Source organism: Mucilaginibacter sabulilitoris (genome assembly GCF_034262375.1).
Classification (GTDB): domain Bacteria; phylum Bacteroidota; class Bacteroidia; order Sphingobacteriales; family Sphingobacteriaceae; genus Mucilaginibacter; species Mucilaginibacter sabulilitoris.
Window position 1 is genome coordinate 398,550 of sequence record NZ_CP139558.1, and the last position, 26,066, is coordinate 424,615.

The window sequence follows — 26,066 nt, forward strand, 5'->3', positions numbered from 1 at the left end:
ACGAATGCTCCCAAGTGTTGTGGGGGTTCTCTGGCTATGAGCCTGAAGTGGAACTAACGGCGGGTACCAGATCCTGTCGCTCAGCGTCAGAGGAAGTGCTATCAATCGGGTTATAACTGTTATCAGAAAATAACCTGATTGTTTTTATATATCTGCCCATATAATAGTCGTTCAAAGGTGTTTCGGTAACGCCGTTGGCGGCACCTGATGTAGAATGTATAAACATAACCGGCTCTCCGGGCTCTGAAATAACAATACCAATGTGGCCGGCCCTTCTTGATTTTTTTGTGCCGGTAAATAATATCAAATCGCCTGTTCGGGCCTCGCTCAGGGCAACACGACCGAATGCTGATGCAAAATCTATCGAACTGCGGGGTATGCCGATGCCAAAATGGTGGAATACATAATTAACAAAGCCCGAGCAGTCAAATCCTTTTTCGGGATTAGTTGAACCAAACCGGTACCTGATACCCCTAAGCGATTTGGCAAAAGTAACGAGTTCATCGGGCGTGGTACATCCTGTTGAAATGGTAGATGTATCTATGCTGCCCGAATAATAATGTGTGCGGGAATGCTTATGCGTTTTAACAATTTTACTGGTTTTGTGATGTTTAGCGGCGAGTTTTAAATCAGATTTCTCCGGATTAAAAAATGATAGCAAAGCCAGAAAAAGGATTTGGAAACCAGTATGAAAATGCATGCGGTAATAATAGGAAATTTTTTTCTGCTCTTTTTATTCAAAATAAAAATCTTTCGACCTGAAGCCTTTTGATTTGCTTTGCACAGCGAGGGGAAAGTTTTGGCGCAGCGGAAAACCTTATACTGTTCACGTTCATATCTCCATGAACAACCATGAGCATTCGTGAACATCTGATAATCAACAATTTAAATATATAGCCTTTTTAACAAAACCCTACTTGCCGCAAGCGCATCGCTTATGCCTCTTCATGATATTAGCTTTTAGAATACACAAGCGGCTTGCGGAGACGGAGGTGGAAGAAGTCTCTGATATGATCAATTCACGCAAAATGTCTATAGATTCGATGCGGTATTTTGTCCCCGGTAGCGTTACTGCCTGCATGATATTATTTCTGGTTATCTTTTGAATCCCCGGACTATCCGGTATCGTAAAACGATTTGAATATAACAATAAACAACGCTTTGTTTCGTAGGAGTTTACTACTTCGCCCACTTTATCGTGCCGAGCCAAAGCGACTTGTTTATAATAATAAATTGTTAATTTTAGCTGCTACTATTGGTCTATGGTAAAAAAAATGAATGCGGTTTGGTTTAGGCTAATAGGTAGTTCTTCGGATTTTTCGTTAGAAAGCAGAATGTTTCACTCCATTAGTGTGGGGTTGATTGTGCTGGCTATTTTTTATGTTCCTTATAACTTTTTTGCTGGACTTTATGTAGCTTCTTTATCCAGTTTGCTATTAAGTTTATTTTTTTTGTACGAGTATTATAATTCGCGCTTTAATTACAAACCACACAGTAGCATTTTATTTGGGGTAACAGGGCTAATTATTTTCTCGGTTAACTATTTCGCCAATTCGGGTATTAATGGATCAACTGATATTATATGGCCCGCATACCTGCTATTGGTATTTGCAATTTCCCCTTACCGGCAGCACCTGGCCTGGCTAATGGTTTATATTATTTGTTTTCTGGCTTTGCACCTGGTGGCATATTATAATCCGCAGTTGGTGAAACATCCATTTACTGCGGGAAAGGGTGAGCTGATAGACAGGATTACGGCGTTCCCCTTGCCCGTGATCGCTATTTATATCGTTATTAAATACATCCGCAGAAGTTATGATAAAGAACGCATATCCGTAGAAGAAAAGGCTAAGGATATTGAAGTCCAAAACCGACACATATTACTTCAAAAAGAGCAGCTCGAAAAAAGCGACGCGGAAAAGAATAAGTTAATGTCCATTATATCTCATGATATGCGAACGCCGCTCATTAGCATACAAAATTACCTGCAATTACTTAACGAAAATGAACTGGACAGCTCATTGCGCGCAAGAATAGAGCAGGAATTGCTGACTGCCACCAACAGCACAATGGATATGCTTACCAATTTACTGCAATGGTCTAAATCACAAATGGAGGGGTCCGCAATTCATTTGATACCGGCAAACCTGCTTGATGTAATAAAAAGCACGCTGGATATGGGCAAAGCCCAGGCTGATAAAAAGGATATCGCCCTGAATTATAAAATCAACCCTTTGCTTAATGTAATTGCGGACAGGAACATGCTGCAACTGGTGGTGCGTAACCTAGTTAGCAATGCCATTAAATTTACGCCAAATGGCGGTATGATAAATATAGATGCGCATTTGGTGCAGCATGAATGTAAGATAACGGTTAGTGATAATGGCAAAGGCATAGAGCATAACAAGCAGGAAAAAATATTCTCTATCAATACCGAGCCGGACTTCGGCACAAATAATGAAATAGGAGTAGGCCTGGGCCTGCCTTTATGCAAAGAATTTATTGAACGCCAGGGAGGCAGGATAGGCTTTGAAAGCGCACCCGGCCAGGGCTCCACTTTTTTTATTTTTATACCGGCGGAAACAATGTAATAAATCCAGGGGGTAGCATCCGGGCATAACAACTTAAATATATAGTCTTTTTAACAAAACTCCACTTGCCGCAAGCATCTCTCCATGATATTAGCCTTTAACTATTTGAAAACACCACAATTGAGACGCTTGCGGCAGCGGAAGATTCATTGATTGTCGGGTACTGTCACCTGGGATGCAACTGCATACCAGCGGCCGTTACGTTTTTCGTAAACATCCAGATAACAAGTAGTGACGGTAAATTCTTTTTGAGCGGCTTTGCCATGTACAGTGGAGGTGGCGTTCACCAAACCGATACTGCCAAAAATCCGCACTCGAACACTATCAACTTTGGAAGAAATGAATTCCTGATCTGTAGACAAAAGGTTCTTGAGAAGATCTTTTTTATGAAATATTTTCCCGCCGGGAGAAACCAATTCCATATTGTCGGCATAAATGCCGCGCATGGTCGCTGTGTCCCGTGTAACAAAGGAAGCGATCCATTTTTCATTCAATTCTTTGAGCTTTTTAATATCTGCTTCCTGCGCGGATGCCACTTGCATTGAAAGGCTCAGTAATAAGAAAAGAATGCCGTATTTCATAAGCTATCGCTGCTTTTGAACATAAATATCGGCGATTATATTTAGAGTTATCGTTAAAAGATGTTAAATAACATCTGGAAGGATCTCCTTGATCATTCTGTCCTTAAGCTTTTCTCCCTCATGTTTCTCGCTCGTGATTCTCCATGATATTAGCCCTAACCATTTGAAATACTATAAGCGGGACTTGCGGCAGTGGAAAGAATAAATTAAACAAAAAGCCGCACCTTTTCAACTCGAAGCTTTTTGTTTGTTAAGTAATAACGGAAGACGTTATGTTAGATTACGCATTAGCAATTTGTGTTGTTTTTCGTTTGAAACAGAGGATATCTGCAGCCATAGTTTTTCTGTCCTCGGATGAGTATTTAATTGAATACCTTTTTCAGATTCGATTTCTTGAATAGTTTAAAGAAGGAGTCAACTTTTAATTGGCAATATATCATAAAGGATGTTCGAACCACGCGAAATTCCTTTGATTCGGCATGTGAAAATAATTTCTCCATAAGATTTTCCTTATAGATATCAGCCTCAACAGGTGTAAAATACGGTTTTGAAACATTTTTTATCTCAAACAGATTGATACAATCAGTGGCGGGTATTTGTTGATCAGGATCAGCTTCTCCAAGCCACGCTTCATAATAATATCTAAAATCGGAAATCTCGGGCGCTTTGCAATTTGCTAAATAACTGCCTTTGGCATACCAAAAGTTATACCAGATCCACCCGCGTTCTGCCGAAAATAATCCCATCTTGTTTTTACCCTCTTTGCTCAATAATTGAAGGTTTTTTCGCCAGTTTTCAAATGTTTTGGTGAGTAGCATTATTTCCTGAAGAGATCGTGAATGCAGGCTATGTGTCATTCCTTTACTATGAAAGTAAATGAAATTATTATTTGGATATTGTATTGCCAAGTCATGCAATAATTTAATTGCAGGGTACTCAAATTGATTGATAGATGAGGTGCTAATTATGGCGGCGGGCACTATGTTAATAATCAGTGTTTTTATTTCGTCTATATAATTATTACTGTCGGTAATGTGAATATACAAATCGGCCTCTGATAATATGCCATAGCTTTTCAATTGATATAGTTGGCCTGAAACTATCGCACGCCAATTCGAATTTGGACTTGTATATATATAATAAACTATTTTTATGCTATTAACTTTCTTTAGCAAATCGAGTTCTATATTCTCAATATATTCGTCTTCTGCTATATTGAATACCTGATCATTGACAGATATCTGCAAGTAGCTTCTTTTGTTGTTGCCAACCTTATCAAACAGCGTATCAAAATTAATATCTTGTGGAATTTCAATTATATTACCCTTCAGGAACTCGTCAATTTTTTCTGTAACATTGATAGTCTCAACCGGTAACATATCAATACTAAATTTTCCATATATGGCGTTCATTTTCTTTAAAATAACTTATTATATTATATAAATGCAATCTTAGTAAAAACATAATATATTTCATTAATATTAATACCGCTCCACAATAATATTAATACCGCTCCACAATAATATTAATACCACTCCACAATCGATAGCTCATTAATTAAGCGAACTGAGTTAATGAGACTTATATCATCTTGCCTCCCCGCAATTAATGTCCAAAATTGTGAGTGAATTCTCAAACGAACGAACTGCTGAACAGTAGCACTAAGGCAAGGTGGAGAGCTAAGAAAATGCGAAAGGCTTCCATGCCAATGGAATACCCTCAGCTTGCGCACGCGTGCCGCGTGTGAACGACAAACATAGTTGGGATCAGTCCGAAAGGTTGGGGGAATAAAAAATCAGGCATAGATATTTTGGAGTCTGAATAAGAAGAAAGCGGTATCTCTTACGCCTCTTGAAGTAGCTCTGAAAGCTTTGATCTTGGCGTTGAATGATTCGGCAGAAGCATTGGTGGCCCGGTTATCGAAGAAGTTCAGGATTGATTCATAGTGGGTTTTGACTGACCTTGCCACCGTACTGAACGCATCTATACCGGCAGTTTCCACGTCATTATACCAGATAGCCAGCCCTTTAAAAGCTTGTTGTTTGTTCTTACAGTTGGTAAAGATGCTGCCCAGCCGAATCGATAGCTGATAGGCCTTTTGTAATAGCGGATATTTATGGAATAATAGATCTGCCCTTTGCTTTTGTGACAGGTTCCATTTCGTATGATGTTTGAAAAGCAGGTAACGGCTCCGGGCTAACAGTTGCTTGAGCGTGTCGCCATTGCTGAACACTTCGGGTTGATAGCTTTGTTTATTCTTTTTAGCGTTATCATATGCAAGATTCTCGGCATCCAACGCTTCCCAGCGATATTTAATCCGCGCCTCCTGTACAGCATCATAAGCCAGCTTTTGCACATGGAATCGGTCGATCACCCGGCTGGCATTAGCAAAGCACCGGCGGATGGATTTGATCATGTTTGCCGCCATATCCATCGTTACTTCGCTGACCTTGTTCCGCTTACGTAATGGAATACGTTCCAACACGGCCATGATCTGCTCGGCCTGTGTGCCTTTTAGCATCGCTACAATCGCTTTCTTGCCGCCTTTGGCTGCTTTGTTGGTAATAATGGTGTAGAGCTCGCCATTGCTTAGGGCTGTTTCATCGATGCTTAATGACGGTCCGATATTATCCGGAAACAGCAGCCATTCTTCTGCATGCTCTTTTTGTGGCCAGGTATGAAAATCGCTTAGGTGATCTTTATACTGCTGTTGTAGCTGTTTTCCGTCGACGCTGTAAAGCCTGCCCAGCAAGTGGCAGCTGATCGGGTTATTATCCAAATATACCTTTTAAAAAAAGGCCGAATTCCGTTGTCATTCGTGCCCCTTTTCGTACTAAATCCCAGTCCCTGGTGATGACCTCACCGCTGGATTTTACTTCCCATCTGCGCCGTTTAATACAGAGTGCTACCTTATGACCACGGATCGGAAAGTCCTGGATAGCTGTTTCAGGCAGAAAGCCTTTTGACTCTATTTGTGCCTTTTCATAACCGGCAGGAGGCAGGTTCTTTTCTTCCAGGTAAATATTCAGCTGACCACTTTCTGACGGTTTAACGTCAGTCAGTTCAAAATAATCTAACAAGCCTTCAGGAAGTATAAGGCGGACCAGGGTTTCGTATGCGTTGGACAAGAGATCGTGTTTCGTTAAATACAAAACAAATACTTTTTATCTTATCCCACAACTTTTCTGCTTGACCCCATAGTTGTCCGAAATTTGCAACCTCGGAAAAGATACCCAGTAATCTTAGCTATCGAATATAAACAAAAAAGCCTCTCAGATTTCTCTAAGAGGCTTTTCTCTTTGTAGCGGGAGCAGGACTCGAACCTACGACCTTCGGGTTATGAGCCCGACGAGCTACCAACTGCTCCATCCCGCACTGTTATTCTTATATGTTGCAATCCGGTCATAACTCCGGAAAGTTCCTTCCAATTATCAAAATGCAATTTTGCACTCCGTTTTAATTGGACTGCAAAGATATAATTCGTTTCTTTGCAGTCCAAATATATTTTTAATTATTTTTATATGAGTCATCAGGCAGGTTTTGTAAGCATAATTGGTAAGCCCAACGCAGGTAAATCAACCCTTATGAACGCCCTTGTTGGCGAAAATATGTCTATCATCACCCCCAAAGCCCAAACCACACGTCACCGTATATTGGGTATTGTGAACGATGAAAACTACCAGATTGTATTTTCAGACACCCCCGGCGTCATCAAACCGCATTATGCCCTGCACGAAAGCATGATGCACCAGGTAGATGGCTCCATTGTTGACGCCGACCTTATTTTGCTGGTTACCGATATTTACGAAGAGTATGATGAGACCGACGTTTTAAAAAAACTGGAAGGCTCACTGGCACCTATCGCTGTCCTGATTAATAAAATTGACCAGAGCGATGAGGAAACCGTAAAAAAGAAAGTTGAATTCTGGCGGCAAAAGCTAAACCCCAAAGCTGTTTTTGCTATATCGGCGCTGCATGGTCACAATATCAAAGCGGTTATGGATTTTGTTATCGAAAACCTTCCCGAGCATCCGGCTTATTATGAAAAAGATGCATTAACGGATCGTAACGACCGCTTTTTCGCGTCCGAGATGATCCGTGCGCAGCTCCTGAAACAATACAAAAAAGAAATCCCATACAGCGCCGAGGTTATTGTAACTGCGTTTGTAGAGGGAGAGACACTGCACCGCATCAGTGCCGAAATTATTGTAGAGCGCGATTCGCAAAAAAACATCATTATTGGCCAGGGCGGTAAAATGCTTAAAATAGTTGGCACCTACGCCCGCCGTGATATGGAAGACTTTTTCCAGAAGAAAGTTTTTCTTGAAATGTTTGTAAAAGTGATTCCCGATTGGCGCAGCAAAAAAAATTACCTTAAAAAATTCGGATACGAATAAAATGGTTTTGAGTAATGAGTATTAAGTTTTGAGTTATCTTTAGCTTAAAATTCAGTGCCGGGACTAATATTTTTTTAATTGAGTGTGATATTTTGAAGCTTTAACTCAAAACTCATTACTCAAAACTTACAACTAATAACCATGAGTAACATAGTAGCCATAGTGGGCAGGCCCAACGTGGGCAAATCAACCTTATATAACCGCTTAACAGAATCTCGCAAAGCCATTGTTGACGATTTTAGCGGTGTAACCCGCGACAGGCATTATGGCGTTGCCGAATGGCTAAATCACCAGTTCACCGTTATTGATACCGGCGGTTATGTGGCCAACTCTGATGATGTTTTTGAAGCAGCCATACGCGAACAGGTTGATATTGCCATTGAAGAAGCATCTGTAATTTTATTTATTGTTGATGTTACTACCGGCATTACCGACCTTGATGATGAAATAGCTAACCGTTTGCGCAAAAGCAGCAAACCTGTTTTTGTGGTTGTAAACAAGCTTGATAACAATAGCCAGTTAGCGGATTCGATGGTGTTTTATAGTCTGGGACTGGGCGAAATTTACACCATTTCGTCAATGACCGGCTCTGGTACCGGTGAATTACTTGACGAAGTGGTTAAACATTTTGAGGATGTGGTGTTAGAAGAAAACACTCGCCCCAAATATGCAATTGTTGGTCGGCCGAATGTGGGTAAATCATCTATCATTAACGCATTGATAGGCAAAGATCGTAATATTGTTACTCCAATAGCAGGCACCACGCGCGACTCGATCCACATCCACTATAACCAGTATGGGCATGATTTTATGCTGATTGATACAGCCGGCCTGCGTAAAAAAACAAAAGTTAAAGAAAATATAGAGTTCTACTCGGTAATGCGCACCATAAAGGCTCTGGAAGAAGCCGATGTGATTATCCTGATGATTGATGCCGTAGAAGGCTTTGAGGCTCAGGATATGAATATCTTTCACCTCGCCGAAAAAAATAAAAAAGGCGTGCTCATTGTGGTAAACAAATGGGATTTGATAGAAAAAAACAATAAAACCGTTAAAGTATTTGAAGAGCAGATACGTGAAAAAATAGCGCCGTTTACAGATGTACCTGTTGTATTTACCTCTGTTACCGAAAAACAACGGGTTTTAAAGGTAATTGATGTAGCCAACCAGGTTTACCAAAACCGTGCGCGTAAAATATCAACCTCTAAACTTAACGAGGTGATGCTGCCTATTATTGAAAGCTACCCCCCGCCGTCCATCAAAGGCAAATACGTAAAAATTAAATACATCACCCAAATTGCGGGAGCGTCGCCAATGTTCGCCTTCTTCTGTAATTTGCCTCAGTACGTAAAAGAACCATACTACCGCTTTATTGAAAATAAACTGAGGGAAAATTTTGATTTTTCCGGTGCACCTATACAGGTTTGGTTCAGGCAGAAATAATTCAAATGTGCAGATTTTAAATGTGCAGATATGCAGATGGTTTTTTGACTGTGTGATAGGGATATGTACTAATCTTTATTTGCACATCTGAAATCTGCATATTTGCACATTATATACTCAGCGCTTTCTTAAAAGCTTCGTCGTTAATATTCATTACCTGGTAAAAAGCGTTATCGCCCCATTTAAAACGGGCGGCATTGGCTTTCAGAATATTTTTGATGTAATCCCTCGAAATCAGTAATTCGTGCGAATCCATTTCCTTGAGCTTTTGTGAGGAATAAAGTATAAAGCTGTGAAAATCGTCGTCGCTTACGTTGTAGTTTTTTATAAAATCATCGCCTGTTGCAAACTTGTTGATAACGGGCTGCATCTTGTCAATCACATAAGCCGAAAACAATTGCTGATCAAGCAGGTTTTGGATGAGCATGGTGTTTTGTGTAGTATCCGCCGGCACAAAAACATCGGGCATAATACCGCCGCCACTAAAAACCTTACGGCCGCTCAGGGTATGATACGATGAGCCTTTACCATTAAAGGCCGAAGTATCGCTCCTGTTACTTTGCTCAGAAAACAGCTCCCCTTTTTGCATACGTATAGCCAGTTCGTTGCGGTAGCTTTCCAGTCCGCCTTTGTATGATTTTTGTATCGACCGGCCCGAAGGGGTATAGTACCTGGCCACGGTTAAATTTACAGCAGAACCATCGCCAAATGGGAATTGCTGCTGAACCAGGCCTTTGCCAAATGAGCGGCGACCAACTATGGTGGCCCTGTCCAGATCCTGCAGGGCACCCGCCAGTATCTCACTTGCCGATGCCGAATATTCATCAATTAACACCGTTACCTTGCCATGCTGAAACAGGCCTGAATCTGTTGCGAAATAATCAGTACGTGGTTCGTGTACGCCCTTGGTATAAACTATCAGTTTACCTTTACTTAAAAACTCATCAGCCAATGAAGTTGCAGCATTCAGGTAGCCGCCGCCATTACCGCGTAAATCAAGCAGCAGGTTGTTCATTCCTGTTGTTTTAAGCTTTCCGAGAGCCCGGCGAAAATCAATATCGGTGGTTGATGCAAACTTGCTTATTTTAATGTAACCTGTATTTTCATTGGCCATATATGCAGCATTTACACTGCTCAGATCAACGCGTCCGCGTTTTATGGTATATGTTTTTATCGCTTTCCCTTCGGCTACACCAAGCAATATAATGGAGTCCTTTTCACCCCTGAAAACACTATTTATCCTATCGTTGGTTAGCTTTGTGCCCGAAAATTTTTTGTTATTCACATTAATTACCCGACTGCCCACCAACAGCCCCGCTTTTGCCGCCGGGCCACCCTCATATACCTGGGTAATAATCAATGTATCGCGCATCAACTGGTATTCAATACCAATACCATTAAAACCCCCATCAAGGCGTTCGTTAATAGATTGGGCTTGCTGCGGAGGTAAATAAAGCGAATGCGGATCGAGGTTTTGTAATAAATCATTAACCGAGGCGCCTTCAATGCTGTCAATGTTCACACTATCTACATAATTTTGACCTACGAGTTCCAAAACTTTAGATAGTTTGTCGGTGCCAGAAAATGAGAAGCCAAGGTTACGGTCAGCAAAATTATTATCGCTTATCAGCAACCCAATTGTTATACCCACCAGCAACAGGATCATCGTCCTGAAAATAACACCCGCAGTTTTTTTCATGTTCAGTAAGCAAAGTTAATCAATGCTATATCAATAATTTTTATTGACGTCATTGCATTTGATGTTTTTTACCGAATTTTGTTATAAATTATTTGAAATTAATGGAAACCATCACCGAAAGGGAATCGCATTATAAGAATTTAGAGCAGCTGTCTGTTCTTGAAATACTTGAAAACATCAACAAGGAAGATCAAACCGTACCATTGGCGGTTGCAAAAGCATTACCGCAAATTGAGCAGCTATCTGCCGCAACCGCAAAAAGAATGCGCAAGGGCGGTCGCCTATTCTACATTGGTGCCGGAACCAGTGGCCGTTTAGGCGTGGTAGATGCCTCTGAATGCCCGCCAACATTCGGAGTTCCGTTTGATATGGTTGTAGGCCTGATTGCCGGGGGTGATGGTGCTATACGCAAAGCTGTTGAATTTGCGGAGGATGATACCGAACAGGCCTGGAAAGACCTGCAGGAATTTAATATCAATGATAAAGATGTAGTTGTGGGCATAGCGGCATCTGGCACTACTCCTTATGTAATAGGGGGGTTAAAAATGGCCGCGAAAAATAATATTGTAACCGGCTGCATAGTTTGTAATAATGGGAGCCCCGTTGCAGCTGAGGCGCAATACCCGGTTGAAGTGGTTACCGGACCGGAATTTTTGACCGGCTCAACCCGGATGAAAGCAGGCACTGCACAAAAGCTGGTTTTAAATATGCTGAGCACCAGTGTAATGATACAGCTGGGCCGCGTAAAAGGGAATAAAATGGTTGATATGCAGTTAAGCAACAACAAGCTGGTTAACCGCGGGGCCCGCATGGTGATGGAAGAAACAGGGTTAAACGAAGATGATGCCGCCGCGCTATTAAAAAAACACGGAAGTGTTAGAAGCGCGGTGGATAACTATAAAAAATGATTAATTGGTGTGCAGATATGCAAATTTGAAATTGAATAAAGTATGCACGAGATAGAGCCATATTACCGCTGGCGCGATGATTATATAGCATCAGAAGATGAGTTTTCACCCTTCTACGCCACTGAATATAATGAGTTTGAGTTTGATAAACAGGTGTATAATTATCTGCTTCATCCGCAGTGGGACTCGTTCGGGTCCAACACCTTATACCTAAAGGTGCTGTTTGCTGATTATGAAAGAGGCTATACCATAATTGAATTTATTGGAGAGTGGAACGATGCCATTAATAATGATATTATGCTGCTAAAGCGCGAATTGCTGGAGCTGATGATTGACAACGGCATTAATCATTTCATATTAATAGGAGAAAATGTGCTCAACTTTCACTCATCAGACGACCTGTATTACGAGGAATGGTTTCAGGACGTGGAAGATGGCTGGATTGCCGGTATCAACTTCCGCGACCATGTAATTGATGAATTCAAGCGCAACAATATCGATTATTATATCAACTTCGGTGGCGTGCTTGACAATCTGGGCTGGCGTGCGCTAAAACCCATACAGGTATTTAAAATGGTACAAGAGCAAATGGTAAAGCGGCTAAATTAAGCAACCTCTTTTGTCATCCTGAGAGAGTGATTAAATCCTTGGCCTCTGAAGGAGAAATGACATAGCTTTGCTGAGCCGTGCAGTGTGTCCGATCAAGTTATAGTGCTTATTGCCTGTTGCTGAGTATGGTTCTGAAGTATAGAGTCTGAAGGTATGGTACGATCCTTACAAGAGTGATTTGTCCGATGGGTAGCCTGTCTTTTCTTTAAACTCCTTCGGGCACGGCTTCTTAAAAAAGGATATAAGGATGGAAAAGATGCATTTTCATGCAGCGGGCATAGATATAGGCGCCCGTAAGCTATTCGTGGGGCTTGAAAGTCAGCCGGTTCGTTCGTTTGAAACTTTCACCAGTGATCTGGTATCACTTAAGCATTATTTATTGGAGCATAAAGTAAGTACGGTAGCCATGGAAGCGACAGGAGTTTACTGGTATGTGCTTTATGATATTCTTTTGGATGCGGGATTAGATGTGTGGCTTGTTGACGGGCGGCAGACACGGCAGTTACCAGGCAGAAAAACAGATGTAAAGGATTGCCAGTGGATACAGCAGTTGCATAGCTATGGTTTACTGAACCGCTGTTATGTTTCAGAGGGGCATATCAAAGAATTGCGTAGTTATCAGCGTCTTCGGGAGGATCACCTTCGGAGTGCGGCCATGCATGTTCAACACATGCAGAAGGCACTGATAGAAATGAATATCCGTTTGCCGGAGGTATTAAGCCAGGTCCATGGAGTAAGCGGCATGGCGTTGATCGATGCGATACTGCAGGGTGAGCGTGATCCTGCTAAGTTGTTTTCACTGTGCCATAAAAAGATCAGGGAGAATAAAGGAGAAGAAGTATTGAAGGCCTTGCAGGGCCATTATACAGCCCAGGGGCTTTTTGCCTTGGGTCAGGCCTATAAGGGCTATGGTTTTTATCAGGGTCAGATACAGGAATGCGACAGTCAGATTGATAGTGTTTTACAGCGGATCAACAGGGACAAGAGCCTACCGCCGGGAATAAGCGGCGGGAAACGCAAAGCGATCCGTCACAACAAACCTAATATCGATAATCTGGGGGATCACTTGTTGAAGATATTTGATGGTAAAGACGCGACCAAACTCCCGGGTATTACAGATTACAACTGGTTACAGTTATACACAGAGGTAGGTTCGGATCTTAGCCGATGGCCAAGTGAAAAACATTTCACCAGTTGGCTTGGTTTATCGCCGGGGCATGACCGTTCAGGAAAGAAAAACAAAAGTAAAAGCAAGGGTAAGCCGACCGTTGGGCAAATATTCAAACAGATGGCCCATGGATTATTGAACAGCAAGTATATCGGCTGGGGTTCATTTGCAAGAAGATTAAGGGGTAGAAAAGGCCCCGCGATAGCTATTAAAGCTACAGCCAGAAAACTGGCTGCTCAATACTGGCGTTTAATCGTAAAAGGCGCCGACTTTGTAGAGAAGGGCCTTCACTCGTATGAGAACATTCTTAAAGAACAGAAACAAAGGCGATTAGAAAGACTCGCCCTTGAATTAAATATGGAACTTGTGCCTGCTTAAATTATTATGTCATGGGTAGGAACGAAGGATCTATCTGTCGTCTATGCTCGCCTAATAGATCTTCGCTGTCGCTCAGAATGACAACCCTTTTGATTTATTAAAAACGGCGGTCAAAAGTCTTCCCCTTTGGGGGAGATTTAGAGGGGGTTCTTAAAACTCCTCATGTATATAGGTCATGATCCTTACCATTTCGTCTCTTACCTCTTTAACAGGCCGGGTAAAATTATTATTCATGAACGAGAATGCCAGCCGTTTACCTTTTCGGGTAACCAGGTAGCCGCTTTGGTTATAATTATTTGATAACGATCCGGTTTTTGCCCAGATAAATGCCTGTCCATTGTCTGTTTTATAAGCATTTTTAAGCGTTCCGGTAGCTCCTCCGGCAGGCATCATGCTATGCAAAAGCTGCTCATCTTTTACCTCATCCTTAATTTTGCATAGCAAAGCAATAATGCTGCGGGGAGTAAATAAATTCATCCTCGAGAGCCCTGAGCCGTCAACCCATTGCGGAGCATCCGGCAGGTCATTTAGCAGATGAGCTTTAGCATAATTAATTACCGAATCGGTGTTCAGCGTATTAAACTTAAGCGATGAACAGGTTAGCAGTAGCTGCTCCGCTATGAAATTATCGCTCGGCTGCAACATGCGCCTGTAAACAGAATCGGCATTGGTATCGTAAATGGTTTTCGCATCGCTGCTTAAAGGCAAATCCGTAGCCCATACCGGTTTTTTCAAAGTATCGCGCAGCAGTGCCAATGTTAGCCCGGTGCTTGTTCTCCATGGTATCTCCTGCCTGAAGTTCGGAGGAAGCGGCATTACAGGATAAATAAAGTTGTTGCTAAAAAAATCGCGCTTAACGGTAAACTTTGCAGGATGGTAACTGGCATCACTGTTTAAAAACCGTTTAAGATATGCCGGTTTAACCTGGAGGTTACCGTCATGATCGGCATACAGCAGCGCCACATTGTCTTCTAAGGGTAAGCCGGTTATTTCGGCCTGATAATAATCGTTATAATCATCCCAGGCCCAACCTGTACCATAAAAATTATTGGCATAGCCAGTTGCCGAATAATAAAGCGTTTTATTGCTTTGCTTTAAAAAATTCAATCCGTTTATCCCTTTAAGGTCACTATGTAAAAACGAAGGGTCGCCGGTGCCCCAAAACACCAATGAATCATGCCGAAGCTCATACCGCAATGCCGGGATAGAATCGCCCAGCATTTTAAGGCAGGTATAAAAAGTAAACAGCTTGGTATTTGATGCCGGAATAAAATATTTATCTGCATTTAATTCATATATCATTTTCTTTTCATCCAGGTCATATAAGGCAAACCCGGTAAAATGATCATTAACAATTTGCGAATGCTTAAACAGCTTTTTGATCTTCCTTTTTTTTTTTGAGCGGCCATAAACAGTGTTATTAAATAATAATAAACTACCTATTATTAGCAGAAATACAAAAGTTGCTTTTCGCATAAATTTATTCAGTTTTTAACCAATTATTGTTGTAAATTTAATATACCGATTAATATACCAACTTGTTACTTGCGTTATTTCATAAATTAAAGCAATTCCGGGCATTCTGGCTGGTATGTTTATTCTCGTTTTGTTTTTTTTCGGCTCAGGCTCAGTACTTTGACCTCGATTATCATAAAAAAAAGATCACCATCCCCTTTCACCTGGTACGTAGCCTTATGGTAGTAAAGCTACATATTAATCATAGAGGACCTTATAATTTTATATTAGATACCGGAGTAGGCCTTATGATCATAACAGATCCTAAATTAGCCGATTCTATCCCTATTCCTAATAAACGCACCCTAAAAATACCCGGACTGGGAGAAGGCGAGGACTCGGAGGCCTATGTTACTTCGCCCCTTGATGTAGAAATACCAGGCCTGGTAAGTTATGACGTGGCCGCCGCCATACTAAAAAAAGATCTTTTTAGCTTATCGGGATATGCTGGAATGCCTATACATGGTTTACTCGGGTATGAATTTTTTAATAATCTGGCCGTTAAAATCAATGTTCAGGATAGTACACTAACGGTTTGGCGACCGAAGGACCTCAAAGTATTCAGGAAAGGAGTTGCCATACCTATTACCATTGAAGACAGGAAACCCTATGTTGAAACATGGGTAAAGCTTCAAAGCGGAGAGAATATAAAAAGTAAACTAATTATTGATCTGGGAGCCGGGCATCCGGTTTCGCTTGAAAACATTATACCCCGCTACGGGCTGCCGCAAAAATTTATTGCTTCGGCCAATCTGGGTATTGGTTTAAACGGCCCCATCAATGGCTATATAGGCCGGGTGGAATCACTTGAAATAGGTAAGTTTAAAATTAAGAACGTTATAGCCTCTTTTCCCGACACTACTAATAATATGAATGAAGTATCGGTTAAAAGAGATGGTAATTTGGGCATTGGCGTATTGAAGCGATTTTCTGTTATATTAGATTATGCCCATAATACCATGTATTTAAAAACCGGTTCACATTTTCGCGATCCCTTTGAACATGATATGAGCGGCCTTGAATACTATGCCGCCGGCGATCATTTCGACCGTATAATTATAAACAGGGTAGAACCCGGGTCGGCCGCCGATGAGGTGGGGCTGGAGAGGGATGATGAAATTGTGAACATTAATTTTAAACCCGTAGCAAAAATGACCCTCGAGGAAATCGACGAAATATTTAAATCAAGGGCCGACCGCAGCCTTCTGCTTGATGTGTACCATGATAAAAAGTACGATAAAGTTATACTCACACTAAAGCGGCGAATATGATATCCCCCTTATCATTTGTTGCTATTAACACATTTTAAAGCCAATATTTTAATTAAGTTTACCACTCAAACTATTCTGATAAATGAAAAAATACTCCCCGGCAGGTCGTTATTTCTGCGGTGCTGCTTGCATACTTGTTATGTTAGCCAGCTCTTGCGCCACAAAAAAACAAACTGCAGCCCAAAATCAATCCTTAACGCTTAAAACCACAACAAGTCCAACAGGTACAGTATCAACAGCAACAGTTGGCACACCTAAAAAAGACGTTATAAAAAAGTTCAGTGAGGTTATAACCGACAAAACAAAGACAGATAGCGGCCTTTTTAACACCTACAAGGTAGAAGGGAAATATTATTATGAAATACCTGATTCATTAATTAACCGCGAAATGCTGGTAGTTACCCGCTATGTTAAAACGCCCGGTGGGCTAAAAACATTTGGGCAGCAATATGGTGGCGAGCAATTAAATAGCCAGGTATGGAAATGGGAGCGCCATGATAAACAAATAATGATACGTGTACCCAGTTATTCTATAAGGGCCGACAGCACTACCGACATGTACCAATCGGTTAAAAATTCAAATCTTGATGCAGTACTGGCTTCGTTTGATATTAAAGCCTTTAACAAAGACACAACAGGCGTGCTGATTGATGTTACCGATTTTTATAATGGCGATATAACCGCAATAGGATTAAGTGATGATGTAAAAAAAGCTTATAAAATTTCAGGTGTTGATAATACCCGGTCATATATTGATACCATTAAAAGCTTCCCCATAAATCTGGAAGCCCATAGCCTGAAAACTTATCGTTCGGGCGAATCGCCTACTGATAACACTAACGGTGCTGTAACGTTTGAGCTCAACACATCTATGTTGTTATTGCCCAAAACACCCATGAAAGCGCGGATCAGCGATGAGCGGGTTGGCTTTTTTGGACAACGGCAAACTGACTATGGAACCAATGCACAAAAATCATTGGTGACCGGATATATACACCGCTGGAGGCTTGAGCCTAAAGACCCTGTTGCGTATGCAAAAGGCCAACTGGTGGAACCCAAAAAGAAAATAGTTTATTATATTGATCCTGCTACTCCTAAAAAATGGGTGCCTTATCTTATTCAGGGAATAAACGACTGGAACAAGGCTTTTGAAGCTGCGGGCTTTAAAAATGCTATTGTAGGCAAAAAAGCCCCAACCCCGAAAGAGGATCCTGAGTTTAGTACGGAAGATGCCCGCTACAGCGTAATCAGGTATTTTGCATCGGATGTTGAAAATGCTTACGGCCCCCATGTGTCTGACCCGCGAAGCGGCGAAATTCTGGAAAGCCATGTAGGCTGGTACCATAATGTGATGAGCCTGCTTCGCGACTGGTACCTGATACAAACTGCCGCCATTAATCCAAACGCGCGTAAAGCACAGTTTACTGATGAGCAAATGGGCGAACTTATCCGCTTTGTTTCATCACATGAAATTGGGCACACTTTGGGCCTGCCGCATAATTTTGGTTCAAGTTATGCCTATCCGGTTGACTCACTCCGGTCAAAAACATTTACCGACAAGCATGGTACAGCGCCCTCTATTATGGATTATGCCCGCTTCAACTACATAGCACAGCCTGGTGATGGTGTTACCCACCTTTATCCACAAATAGGAGAGTATGACCTTTGGGCTATAAAATGGGGATACAGCTGGTTCCCGGAGAATAAAACACCACAACAGGAGAAAGAGATATTGGCCGGCTGGACCAATAAAAAGGCTGGCAACCCACTTTATTACTATGGCAGGCAAGGCACTTCTATTGACCCGCGTTTGCAAAACGAAGACCTGGGCGATAATGCCATGAAAGCCGGAACCTATGGCATAGCCAATTTAAAACGCATTTTACCCAATCTTGAAAAGTGGACCTACCAAAAAGATGAAAACTTTAGCGATGTGGCGGAGCTGTACAATGAAGTAATAGGTCAGTTTAATCGTTATATGGGGCACGTAACCACCAATATTGGCGGCATGAACGAAAACTTTAAAACTTACGATCAAAAAGGTGCTGTATATGATTTTGTGAGCAAAACACGCCAGCATGATGCTATGCTGTTTTTAAACAAGCAACTATTCCAAACCCCGCTTTGGCTTATTAACAAAGCTGAATTAAGCAAGTTTGATAACGGGCTTATCCTTAACCGCATAAAAGCTTTGCAGGTTACTGTATTGGCTAATATACTTAATCCGTCGAGATTGGCGCGCATGTATGATAACGAGGCCAAAAACAATACAAAAGCATATACCGTTGCAGAGTTGTTTACGGATATACGGGCCGGTGTTTTTACGACGGGTAAACCAGATGCCTTTAAACGAAACCTGCAACGCGGATATATTGACAATATGAAAAACCTGCTCAATACCGATTTGAGCTTCTCTCCTCCGGGGGTAACAAGCGCTCAGCTGGCGGCTTTTGGTTTAACGCCAATAAACATTGCACTGTCTGATATACGACCTATGGTACGTGCCGAATTAAAGAAAATTGATGCCGGGCTACCTAAAGGTGGTGATGCTTTGACAGCAGCTCATTTCGCCGATCTGCATTTAAGGATCAAAGAGGCGCTCAATCCAAAACCTATAGTGTCCTTTCCATCATTACCGACGCGGAGCTTAAATACTGAAGAATTGATTAAAGAAGATAATGGCGGTGGTTATATGAATTGCTGGCCACGAACAATGGTTGACCAATAAGTTATCTGTTAGTTAAACTCTCTAGCTTCATCCTGCTTACAAAATAGGCAGGATTTTTTTATATCAATTCCGGACCCGATATGGATCAGGTTAACAATATGCCCCAATAATTTTATTTAAGCTGGCTTATATTTTCAAAAAAAGCAACCTGAAGATCAAGCAACGATTTCACGTTAATTTTTTCTCCGTAAGCATCAAAACATAAAAACTTTGTGCTTTCAGGATGATCTCTTTTTTCCTTTTCAAAAAAATTAAAGGTTTCAAAAAAATAATGATTGGTTGTAACATTATTTTTCCTGTTAGTTTGAGATGTGTTTAGGCGGAAGCCTATTGCATCTATCCAATTGTGCACTTTTGAGTGCAATGTGCTGCCAATATTTTTCATAGGTTAATGAGCTTTTAAGTGTAACGAAAACAACCGCAATTTTGTTGCCACTTTTTTTGTAACATTTGTGCATTTCTTAAATGAAATCTCCTGATTTGAAGCAACATAGGTAAATAACTAATTAATACAGTCCCCAAACTGCTGAAACTAATTATTCCCGGATACGTAAAATGTTACTACACATTATAAACCTTTAGTTCATGACAAAACTACGACTCTTATTTCCTGCTTTATTGATATGCATATTCAGTATGGGTGCATGTAAAAAAGGGGCTCCCGGCCCGGCAGGCACATCGGGGACAGACGGGGCACAAGGCCCGCAAGGCAACACCGGCGCTCAGGGCCCGGCAGGCCCCCAAGGGCCGGCGGGACCAACGGGAGCTACAGGGGCTAATGGAGCCAATGGAGCTCAGGGACCAACAGGACCGCAGGGGCCGGCCGGACCACAAGGGCCTGCAGGGCCACAGGGGCCAACTGGCCCGCAAGGACCAACCGGACCCGCAGGAGCCGACGGTACTGATGGTACGCTTAATATTAAAAGCTACCTATTAGTTAATAAAAGCGTTACATTAACAGGGTTTACCAACTTCTCCATCCCAGCAATTACACAGGAAATAGTGGATAGCGGGGTGGTTTTAGTTTATTTCAGAACTACAGGCAGTACGGGCGGTTATTATGCTTTGCCATACAGCGAATTGGACCGAACCATCACATTGTCTGATTTTGGCGTAGGCTATATAAATATTAAAGCAAATTTTTCACAATCAGGTCTTGATTTTAAGGTTGTGGTTATTCCGGGAGGAGGCCTCACTACAATGCGGATTGCCCACCCCCGCCTCAATTTAAAAAACTACAGCGAGGTTGCAACCGCCCTGCATATAAATTAATATTACCAAATATGTATATAACAAGAAAAGCTCCGGTGACCGGGGCTTTTCTTGTTATAGCAGGTGTAACAAAGATGTGATTGATAGGTATTTAGCATACAAAATGTAACAATCATATGCTTTTTTGCTATTTAATACATTATAAATTGAACATTTGCAGCCGTATTATGTCTAACCACTAATTAATAAATAGCAAGCTGAATAACTACTCTATGAAACCCCTATTCCTCATTTTAAGTTTTATCCTTTTAACTGCATTCAACTCTTTTGCTCAATCCTCACATGATGTAAGCGGCGTAGTTGTCGACTCTACTAAATTATCATTGCCGGGCAGCAGCATTAAGTTGGTATCCAACACCGGCGACAGCACCATGTCTATCGCTGACGCTAACGGAAAATTTATGTTCCCGGCGGTTAAAGGCAGTACTATAACGCTTACTATATCATCCATTGGTTTTACATCTGTAAGAAAACACTTCGCGCTTGATAACGATAACAGCCCCGTTGATCTTGGTAATATCATTTTACAACCCTCTACTAAAATGCTGGGCGTTGTTACGGTTGTTGGAGCTGCAAACCCGGTTACCCTTAAAGAAGATACCGTAGTATATAGCGCAGCAGCTTATAAAGTGCGAGAAAACGCTCCCGCCGAGGATCTGCTTAAAAAACTACCCGGTGTTGATGTGGATGTAAACGGTAATGTTACAACCCAGGGTAAACAGGTAACCAAAGTACGCATAAATGGAAAGGATTATATGGGTGGCGATGTTCAGAGCGCAACCAAAAACCTGCCCGCAGACATTATTGAAAACATACAAATGATTGATGATTATGGCGATCAGGCAAACTTAACCGGCATTAAAACCGGCGAACCAGATAAGATCATGAACATCACGATCAGGAAAGACAAAAACTACGGCTACACCGGTCAGGCTACCGCTGGCGATGGTGAAGACGCTTTGCCCAAAAGCCAGGGCATACCTAATCAAAACCGTTATATCGGATCATTAAATGTTTTCAACTTTAATGGCGATCAGCAAATTGCGGTTCAGGGGAGTTTCAATAACACCAACGTAAACACCTTTTCTTTTGGCAGCACCGGCAGTCGTGGTGGTGGCGGAGGAGGTGGTGGTTTTGGCGGTGGGGGCGGCGGCTTTGGCGGTGGCGGCGGTCGTGGCAATGCCGGGCGTGGCAGCTTTAACTCCGGGAGCTTGATAACAGCTCAGAATGGTATCACGATTGCCCGTTCTATCGGTATAAACTTTCGCGATCAGTGGGGTAAAAATCTTTCTGTATATGGCAGCTATAGCTTTGCAGATAATACTACTTCAACCACCAATAACATATTCCAACAAAACCCGTCGAGTGAACAGCGTCAGTACAGCCTTGAAAAAGATGAGAATATCAATCACCGCTTTACATGGAACATGGAGTATAAGCCCGATACGGTCAACTACTTAAAGGTTACACCTACGTTTTCATACGGGGGCACCAATACCAATGAGGCAGACAGTTCTTCCCTGAGTCAAAGCGGAGCCATATCATCTGCATATACTTCTATTAGCAACGGCGACTCGCAGGCCCCTAATTATGGCATTTCGGCATTGTATAATCACCGGTTCAAGCATCGTCGTAATTTAAGCATTTTTGCTAACGCGAGCTCAGCCCCAAGCTGGTCATTCCAAAACCCGGTTTATAGTTATACCGTTGGCCAACCCAATGTTCCTATAAACCAGATGACAAATACCTACAGTCGTACCAATAGCTACGGTGTAAACTTATCATATCTGGAACCGCTTGGCCAGCGTTCATATCTTGAATTGAATTATGCCTTTAATAATGCCATTACAGCAAATAATAAAGAAACGGATACCTTAAATCTTGTAAGTAATAACTTTAACCGGTCGGAGTTATTGAGTAACCAGTACAACTATACCTTTACTACCAATAGAGTGGGTTTAAACTACCGCTTTGTTGAAAAAAAATATAACTATACGTTGGGCCTCGGTGTACAGCCCTCCGTTTTAGATGGCGAATCACCTTTAACCGGTATCGAAACACATAAATCAACCTTTAACTTTATTCCTACGGCCCGGTTTATTTATAATTTTTCGCGCAGCAAGGCATTCAGTGTTAATTATAACGGATCAAATGCGGCGCCAACGTTTAGTCAGCTGCAACCCGTACTCGATTACACCAACGCGTTTTATCCTGTTATGGGTAACCCGAACCTTAATCCGGCTTTTACAAACAATTTTTCCATCAGGTACAACAACTTCAGTTTTGCTACAGGTGATGTATTCTTTGCCAACCTGTCTTATCAGCAGGTAAGCAACCAGGTAGTCACCAATACCATTAGTTCGACCACGCCAGGTGCATCAAGCAAAATTTTAACGCAGTATTTAAATGCAGATGGCTATTATAACGTATCGGGCCGTGTCACTTTCTCTAAGCCATGGGCCGAGCGTAAATACACCGTAACCCTTAATGGTACGGCTACTTATAATAATAATGTAGGTTATTTAACAAATGTAGAAGGTGATCCGCTGAGTGCCACTCAGCAGGAAATTGACGCAGCCATACAAAAGAACCTTGCTAAAAACCTTGTTTTTACTCCCGAAATACGTTTCAGAGTCGACTTGCCAAATATAATTGACGCCCAGGTTTTAACTAATTACGCCATTAACCGTACCAGCAACTCTGTAAAACAAACGTTTAACGATGCCATATCAAATGTAAGAACATGGAACGTAGGCGTAAACGGAAAAAACTACTTTGGCGACTGGGTATTTAGCTACGACTATTCAAAAGCTACCAACTATGGTTATACCTCCGATATTAAGGTAACCAATCCAAACATCCTGAACCTTTACGTGGAGCGCAGATTCCTGAAAAACAAGGTTGCAACTCTTCGCCTTTCGGGGTTCGACTTATTTAACCAGAACACTGGTTTTACATCTGTTCCAACGGCCAGTTCCATTACACAAACACGCGTTAACCGCCTGGCCCGTTATTTCCTGCTAACCTTTACTTTACGCCTGCAAAAATTTGCCGGTAAAGCTCCGGTACAGGATGGTGATATGGGCGGAAGACGATTTAGAGATGGCGGCGGAAGACGTGACGGCGGTGGATCTGGCGGACCGGGCGGCGCTCCTGGTGTTCCGGGGGGAGGACCAGAATAATTTTAAACAAAAAGCCCCGTCTTTTCAGGAGGGCACTGAAAAAGTCCCGGAAAATCCGGCAAAAATGAAGGGGTTGTTCAATAAGCACGAACAACCCCTTTTCCTTGTCTTATAGGCCTACAAGTCTAATCGCCGAGTCGTATAAACGATTCTCAACGTATCAAATTGATTTTTTTAAGCCCTCCTTTTTACCTCACATATTAATTGGACTTTTTCAGTGCCCTTTCTTTTCAGACGGGGCTTTTTGTTTAATTACATTTACGGCTAATTCGTTATCAATACATTTTTGATAACCCGTTCAAGTTCTTCCAGGTCAAAAGGTTTAGCCAGATAGGTTTCGGCACCTGCATTGTTTGCCAGCATTTGAATATCGCTATTGGCCGAAAAATATATAACCGGTATATGTTTTAATGCTTCCGTTTTTTTTAATGTTTGTGTAGCAACAATACCCCCGGCATCGGGTATCCAGTTATCCATCAGGATCACATCGGGTAAAATAGGCGAAACCTTGTCAATTATATTATTGCAATTGGTAAAAGAGTGCACTTCCCATCCCTGCTCTTCCAAAATATAACTACAAATCGAAAGTATATCTTCATCATCATCAAATATGATGATCTTTTTTTGCGGCTCTTTCATACGAGTACTCCAGAATTGAAACTATGAATAAATTTAAACATAATCAAATTTACATTGTGTATGGCTATAAATTAATTTGCCACATCAGTTCGACATATTTTATAAAAAGTTTATATTTAAAATAGTGTATAATTTACACTTTCATAATATATTAGTTATTCAGTATTTTATGTAGGCATTTATTAAAAACAATAATAAATTTACTACTCCTGTTATAGCCTTATTTATAAACCGAATTGCTTCAACGCAAGCCTGCCAAATTTTAGAGTATGAACAAAAAAATCAGATCAGTGTTTTTGTGGCCCCTTTTACTGGGTGCTGCAACGGCCGTTAACGCGCAAAAAAACATGCAGGCCAGCCTGTGGCTAACTAAAGCCGACCGGTCTGTTCTGTTTGAAAAGCAAAAGGATGTTTTATCCTTTAAACCCACCGGTAATAACAACTTTACCATAAATGTTGATGATAAGCAAACCTACCAGCCTATAGATGGTTTTGGCTTTGCATTAACAGGTGGTAGTGCCATGCATATTATACGTATGAGTGCCAATAACCGGGCCGCGTTGTTAAAAGAGCTTTTTGCCACCAATGGCAACAATATAGGTGTTAGCTATATCCGGTTAAGTATCGGAGCGTCTGACCTGAACGAGAAGGTATTTTCATATGATGACATGCCAGCCGGCCAAACCGACCCAACCCTGAAACATTTTGATCTGGGTCCCGACCGCCGGGATGTGATACCGGTAATGAAACAGATACTGGCTATTAATCCTGCCATAAAAATATTAGGGTCTCCATGGTCGCCGCCGGCGTGGATGAAAACTAATGAGGATACAAGGGGCGGCCGGTTAAAACCCGAATATTACACTACTTATGCCAAATACTTGGTTAAATACATTCAGGGCATGAAAGCACAGGGCATTCCTATTGATGCCATTACCATTCAGAACGAGCCTTTGCACCCGGGTAATAATCCCAGCTTATTACTGCCCGCACCGGATGAAGCATTATTCATAAAAAGCAACCTCGGTCCGGCTTTTAAAGCTACGGGTATCAAAACCAAAATCATCCTTTATGACCATAATGCCGACAGACCCGATTATCCCATTTTTATTTTGAATGATCCTGCCGCACGTAAATATGTCGACGGTTCGGGCTTTCACTTATACGGTGGCGACATTGAGGCTTTAACAGATGTACATAACGCCCACCCCGATAAAAACATTTATTTCACCGAGCAAATGGTGGTTGAGCCTGAAAACAGTGCTACTATCGATATCATATCGCCCGTTAAACGCCTTATTATTGGCGCTACCCGCAACTGGAGCCGCAACGTACTGGAATGGAACCTCGCTGCCGATCCGGATTATAAACCATATACCGACAGGGGTGGTTGCCCCTCGTGCCAGGGCGCGGTTACTATTGATAAAGACGCCATAAAAAGAAACATTGCTTATTATTCCATAGCACACGCCTCCAAGTTTGTGCGCCCGGGTTCTGTTCGTATTGCCTCCAACAATTCTGATAAGCTGCCGAATGTGGCCTTTAAAACCCCGGATGGTAAAAAGGTTTTGATAGTTGCCAATACAAGCGACTCCGCTCAGAGTTTCAACATCAAATATCAGGGCAAAGCCTTATCAACAACTTTAGATAAAGGCTCGGTAGGTACTTATATCTGGTAAAACAAC

The 26,066-nt window shown here is 41.8% G+C and carries 20 protein-coding genes and 1 tRNA gene; 11 read left to right on the forward strand and 10 right to left on the reverse strand.

What is annotated here, in order from left to right; translation table 11 throughout:
• Positions 1–34: 34 nt before the first annotated feature.
• Positions 35–700, reverse strand: coding sequence for a C40 family peptidase (locus tag SNE25_RS01775; RefSeq protein ID WP_321563377.1), 666 nt, complete (start codon positions 698–700; stop codon positions 35–37).
• 562 nt (positions 701–1,262) lie between these two features.
• Here SNE25_RS01775 and SNE25_RS01780 point away from each other — a divergent pair.
• Complete coding sequence (locus SNE25_RS01780; protein WP_321563378.1) at positions 1,263–2,591, forward strand: sensor histidine kinase; 1,329 nt, start codon at positions 1,263–1,265, stop codon at positions 2,589–2,591.
• 146 nt (positions 2,592–2,737) lie between these two features.
• On the opposite strand, the gene SNE25_RS01785 is transcribed toward SNE25_RS01780, so the two are convergent.
• The 5 genes from SNE25_RS01785 to SNE25_RS01805 all read right to left on the reverse strand — a co-directional run bounded on the left by SNE25_RS01785 (position 2,738) and on the right by SNE25_RS01805 (position 6,547).
• Entirely contained in the window at positions 2,738–3,172 is a 435-nt protein-coding gene (locus SNE25_RS01785; protein ID WP_321563379.1) for a nuclear transport factor 2 family protein, read from the reverse strand.
• A gap of 362 nt (positions 3,173–3,534) precedes the next feature.
• On the reverse strand, positions 3,535–4,584 hold the full coding sequence (locus tag SNE25_RS01790) for a hypothetical protein (RefSeq protein WP_321563380.1): 1,050 nt from the start codon (positions 4,582–4,584) through the stop codon (positions 3,535–3,537).
• Between the two features lie 383 nt (positions 4,585–4,967).
• The gene (locus tag SNE25_RS01795; RefSeq protein WP_407666945.1) at positions 4,968–5,951 is read right to left on the reverse strand and encodes an ISAon1 family transposase; all 984 of its coding nucleotides are present in this window, start codon (positions 5,949–5,951) and stop codon (positions 4,968–4,970) included.
• Positions 5,944–6,300, reverse strand: a complete 357-nt coding sequence (locus SNE25_RS01800) for an ISAon1 family transposase N-terminal region protein (RefSeq protein WP_321560923.1) — start codon at positions 6,298–6,300, stop codon at positions 5,944–5,946. The genes SNE25_RS01795 and SNE25_RS01800 overlap by 8 nt, the downstream gene beginning before the upstream one ends.
• Positions 6,301–6,474: 174 nt before the next feature.
• Positions 6,475–6,547, reverse strand: a tRNA-Met gene (locus SNE25_RS01805).
• A 146-nt stretch (positions 6,548–6,693) separates the two neighbouring features.
• Here SNE25_RS01805 and era point away from each other — a divergent pair.
• Positions 6,694–7,569 carry a GTPase Era gene (gene era, locus SNE25_RS01810; protein WP_321563381.1) on the forward strand — a complete coding sequence of 292 codons (876 nt, stop codon included), beginning with the start codon at positions 6,694–6,696 and terminating at the stop codon, positions 7,567–7,569.
• A 141-nt stretch (positions 7,570–7,710) separates the two neighbouring features.
• Positions 7,711–9,012, forward strand: a complete 1,302-nt coding sequence (der, locus tag SNE25_RS01815) for a ribosome biogenesis GTPase Der (RefSeq protein ID WP_321563382.1) — start codon at positions 7,711–7,713, stop codon at positions 9,010–9,012.
• Between the two features lie 109 nt (positions 9,013–9,121).
• Here der and SNE25_RS01820 read toward each other — a convergent pair whose 3' ends face one another.
• Entirely contained in the window at positions 9,122–10,711 is a 1,590-nt protein-coding gene (locus tag SNE25_RS01820) for a S41 family peptidase (RefSeq protein ID WP_321563383.1), read from the reverse strand.
• Between the two features lie 101 nt (positions 10,712–10,812).
• On the opposite strand from SNE25_RS01820, the gene murQ reads away from it, so the two are divergent.
• The 3 genes from murQ (at position 10,813) to SNE25_RS01835 (ending at position 13,774) form a co-directional block, all read left to right on the forward strand.
• On the forward strand, positions 10,813–11,619 hold the full coding sequence (gene murQ / locus SNE25_RS01825) for an N-acetylmuramic acid 6-phosphate etherase (RefSeq protein ID WP_321563384.1): 807 nt from the start codon (positions 10,813–10,815) through the stop codon (positions 11,617–11,619).
• A 42-nt stretch (positions 11,620–11,661) separates the two neighbouring features.
• Positions 11,662–12,228, forward strand: a complete 567-nt coding sequence (locus tag SNE25_RS01830; RefSeq protein WP_321563385.1) for a hypothetical protein — start codon at positions 11,662–11,664, stop codon at positions 12,226–12,228.
• 247 nt (positions 12,229–12,475) lie between these two features.
• Positions 12,476–13,774 (forward strand): IS110 family RNA-guided transposase, encoded by a 1,299-nt coding sequence (locus tag SNE25_RS01835; protein ID WP_321563386.1) that lies wholly within the window; start codon positions 12,476–12,478, stop codon positions 13,772–13,774.
• A 150-nt stretch (positions 13,775–13,924) separates the two neighbouring features.
• Here SNE25_RS01835 and SNE25_RS01840 read toward each other — a convergent pair whose 3' ends face one another.
• Positions 13,925–15,250 (reverse strand): D-alanyl-D-alanine carboxypeptidase/D-alanyl-D-alanine-endopeptidase, encoded by a 1,326-nt coding sequence (locus tag SNE25_RS01840; RefSeq protein WP_321563387.1) that lies wholly within the window; start codon positions 15,248–15,250, stop codon positions 13,925–13,927.
• 62 nt (positions 15,251–15,312) lie between these two features.
• Here SNE25_RS01840 and SNE25_RS01845 point away from each other — a divergent pair, with 62 nt between their 5' ends.
• On the forward strand, positions 15,313–16,560 hold the full coding sequence (locus SNE25_RS01845) for an aspartyl protease family protein (protein WP_321563388.1): 1,248 nt from the start codon (positions 15,313–15,315) through the stop codon (positions 16,558–16,560).
• An 82-nt stretch (positions 16,561–16,642) separates the two neighbouring features.
• A complete protein-coding gene (locus SNE25_RS01850) occupies positions 16,643–19,288 on the forward strand; it encodes a zinc-dependent metalloprotease (RefSeq protein ID WP_321563389.1) in 2,646 nt (881 codons plus the stop codon).
• 112 nt (positions 19,289–19,400) lie between these two features.
• On the opposite strand, the gene SNE25_RS01855 is transcribed toward SNE25_RS01850, so the two are convergent.
• Positions 19,401–19,673: a hypothetical protein gene (locus tag SNE25_RS01855; RefSeq protein ID WP_321563390.1), complete on the reverse strand. Its 273-nt coding sequence runs from the start codon at positions 19,671–19,673 to the stop codon at positions 19,401–19,403.
• Between the two features lie 200 nt (positions 19,674–19,873).
• On the opposite strand from SNE25_RS01855, the gene SNE25_RS01860 reads away from it, so the two are divergent.
• Both SNE25_RS01860 and SNE25_RS01865 read left to right on the forward strand, forming a co-directional pair.
• Positions 19,874–20,560, forward strand: coding sequence for a collagen-like domain-containing protein (locus tag SNE25_RS01860; RefSeq protein WP_321563391.1), 687 nt, complete (start codon positions 19,874–19,876; stop codon positions 20,558–20,560).
• 212 nt (positions 20,561–20,772) lie between these two features.
• Positions 20,773–23,742: an outer membrane beta-barrel protein gene (locus SNE25_RS01865; protein WP_321563392.1), complete on the forward strand. Its 2,970-nt coding sequence runs from the start codon at positions 20,773–20,775 to the stop codon at positions 23,740–23,742.
• Positions 23,743–24,006: 264 nt separating this feature from the next.
• On the opposite strand, the gene SNE25_RS01870 is transcribed toward SNE25_RS01865, so the two are convergent.
• Positions 24,007–24,381 (reverse strand): response regulator, encoded by a 375-nt coding sequence (locus SNE25_RS01870; protein WP_321563393.1) that lies wholly within the window; start codon positions 24,379–24,381, stop codon positions 24,007–24,009.
• 269 nt (positions 24,382–24,650) lie between these two features.
• Here SNE25_RS01870 and SNE25_RS01875 point away from each other — a divergent pair, with 269 nt between their 5' ends.
• On the forward strand, positions 24,651–26,060 hold the full coding sequence (locus SNE25_RS01875) for a glycoside hydrolase family 30 protein (protein ID WP_321563394.1): 1,410 nt from the start codon (positions 24,651–24,653) through the stop codon (positions 26,058–26,060).
• Positions 26,061–26,066: the final 6 nt, after the last annotated feature.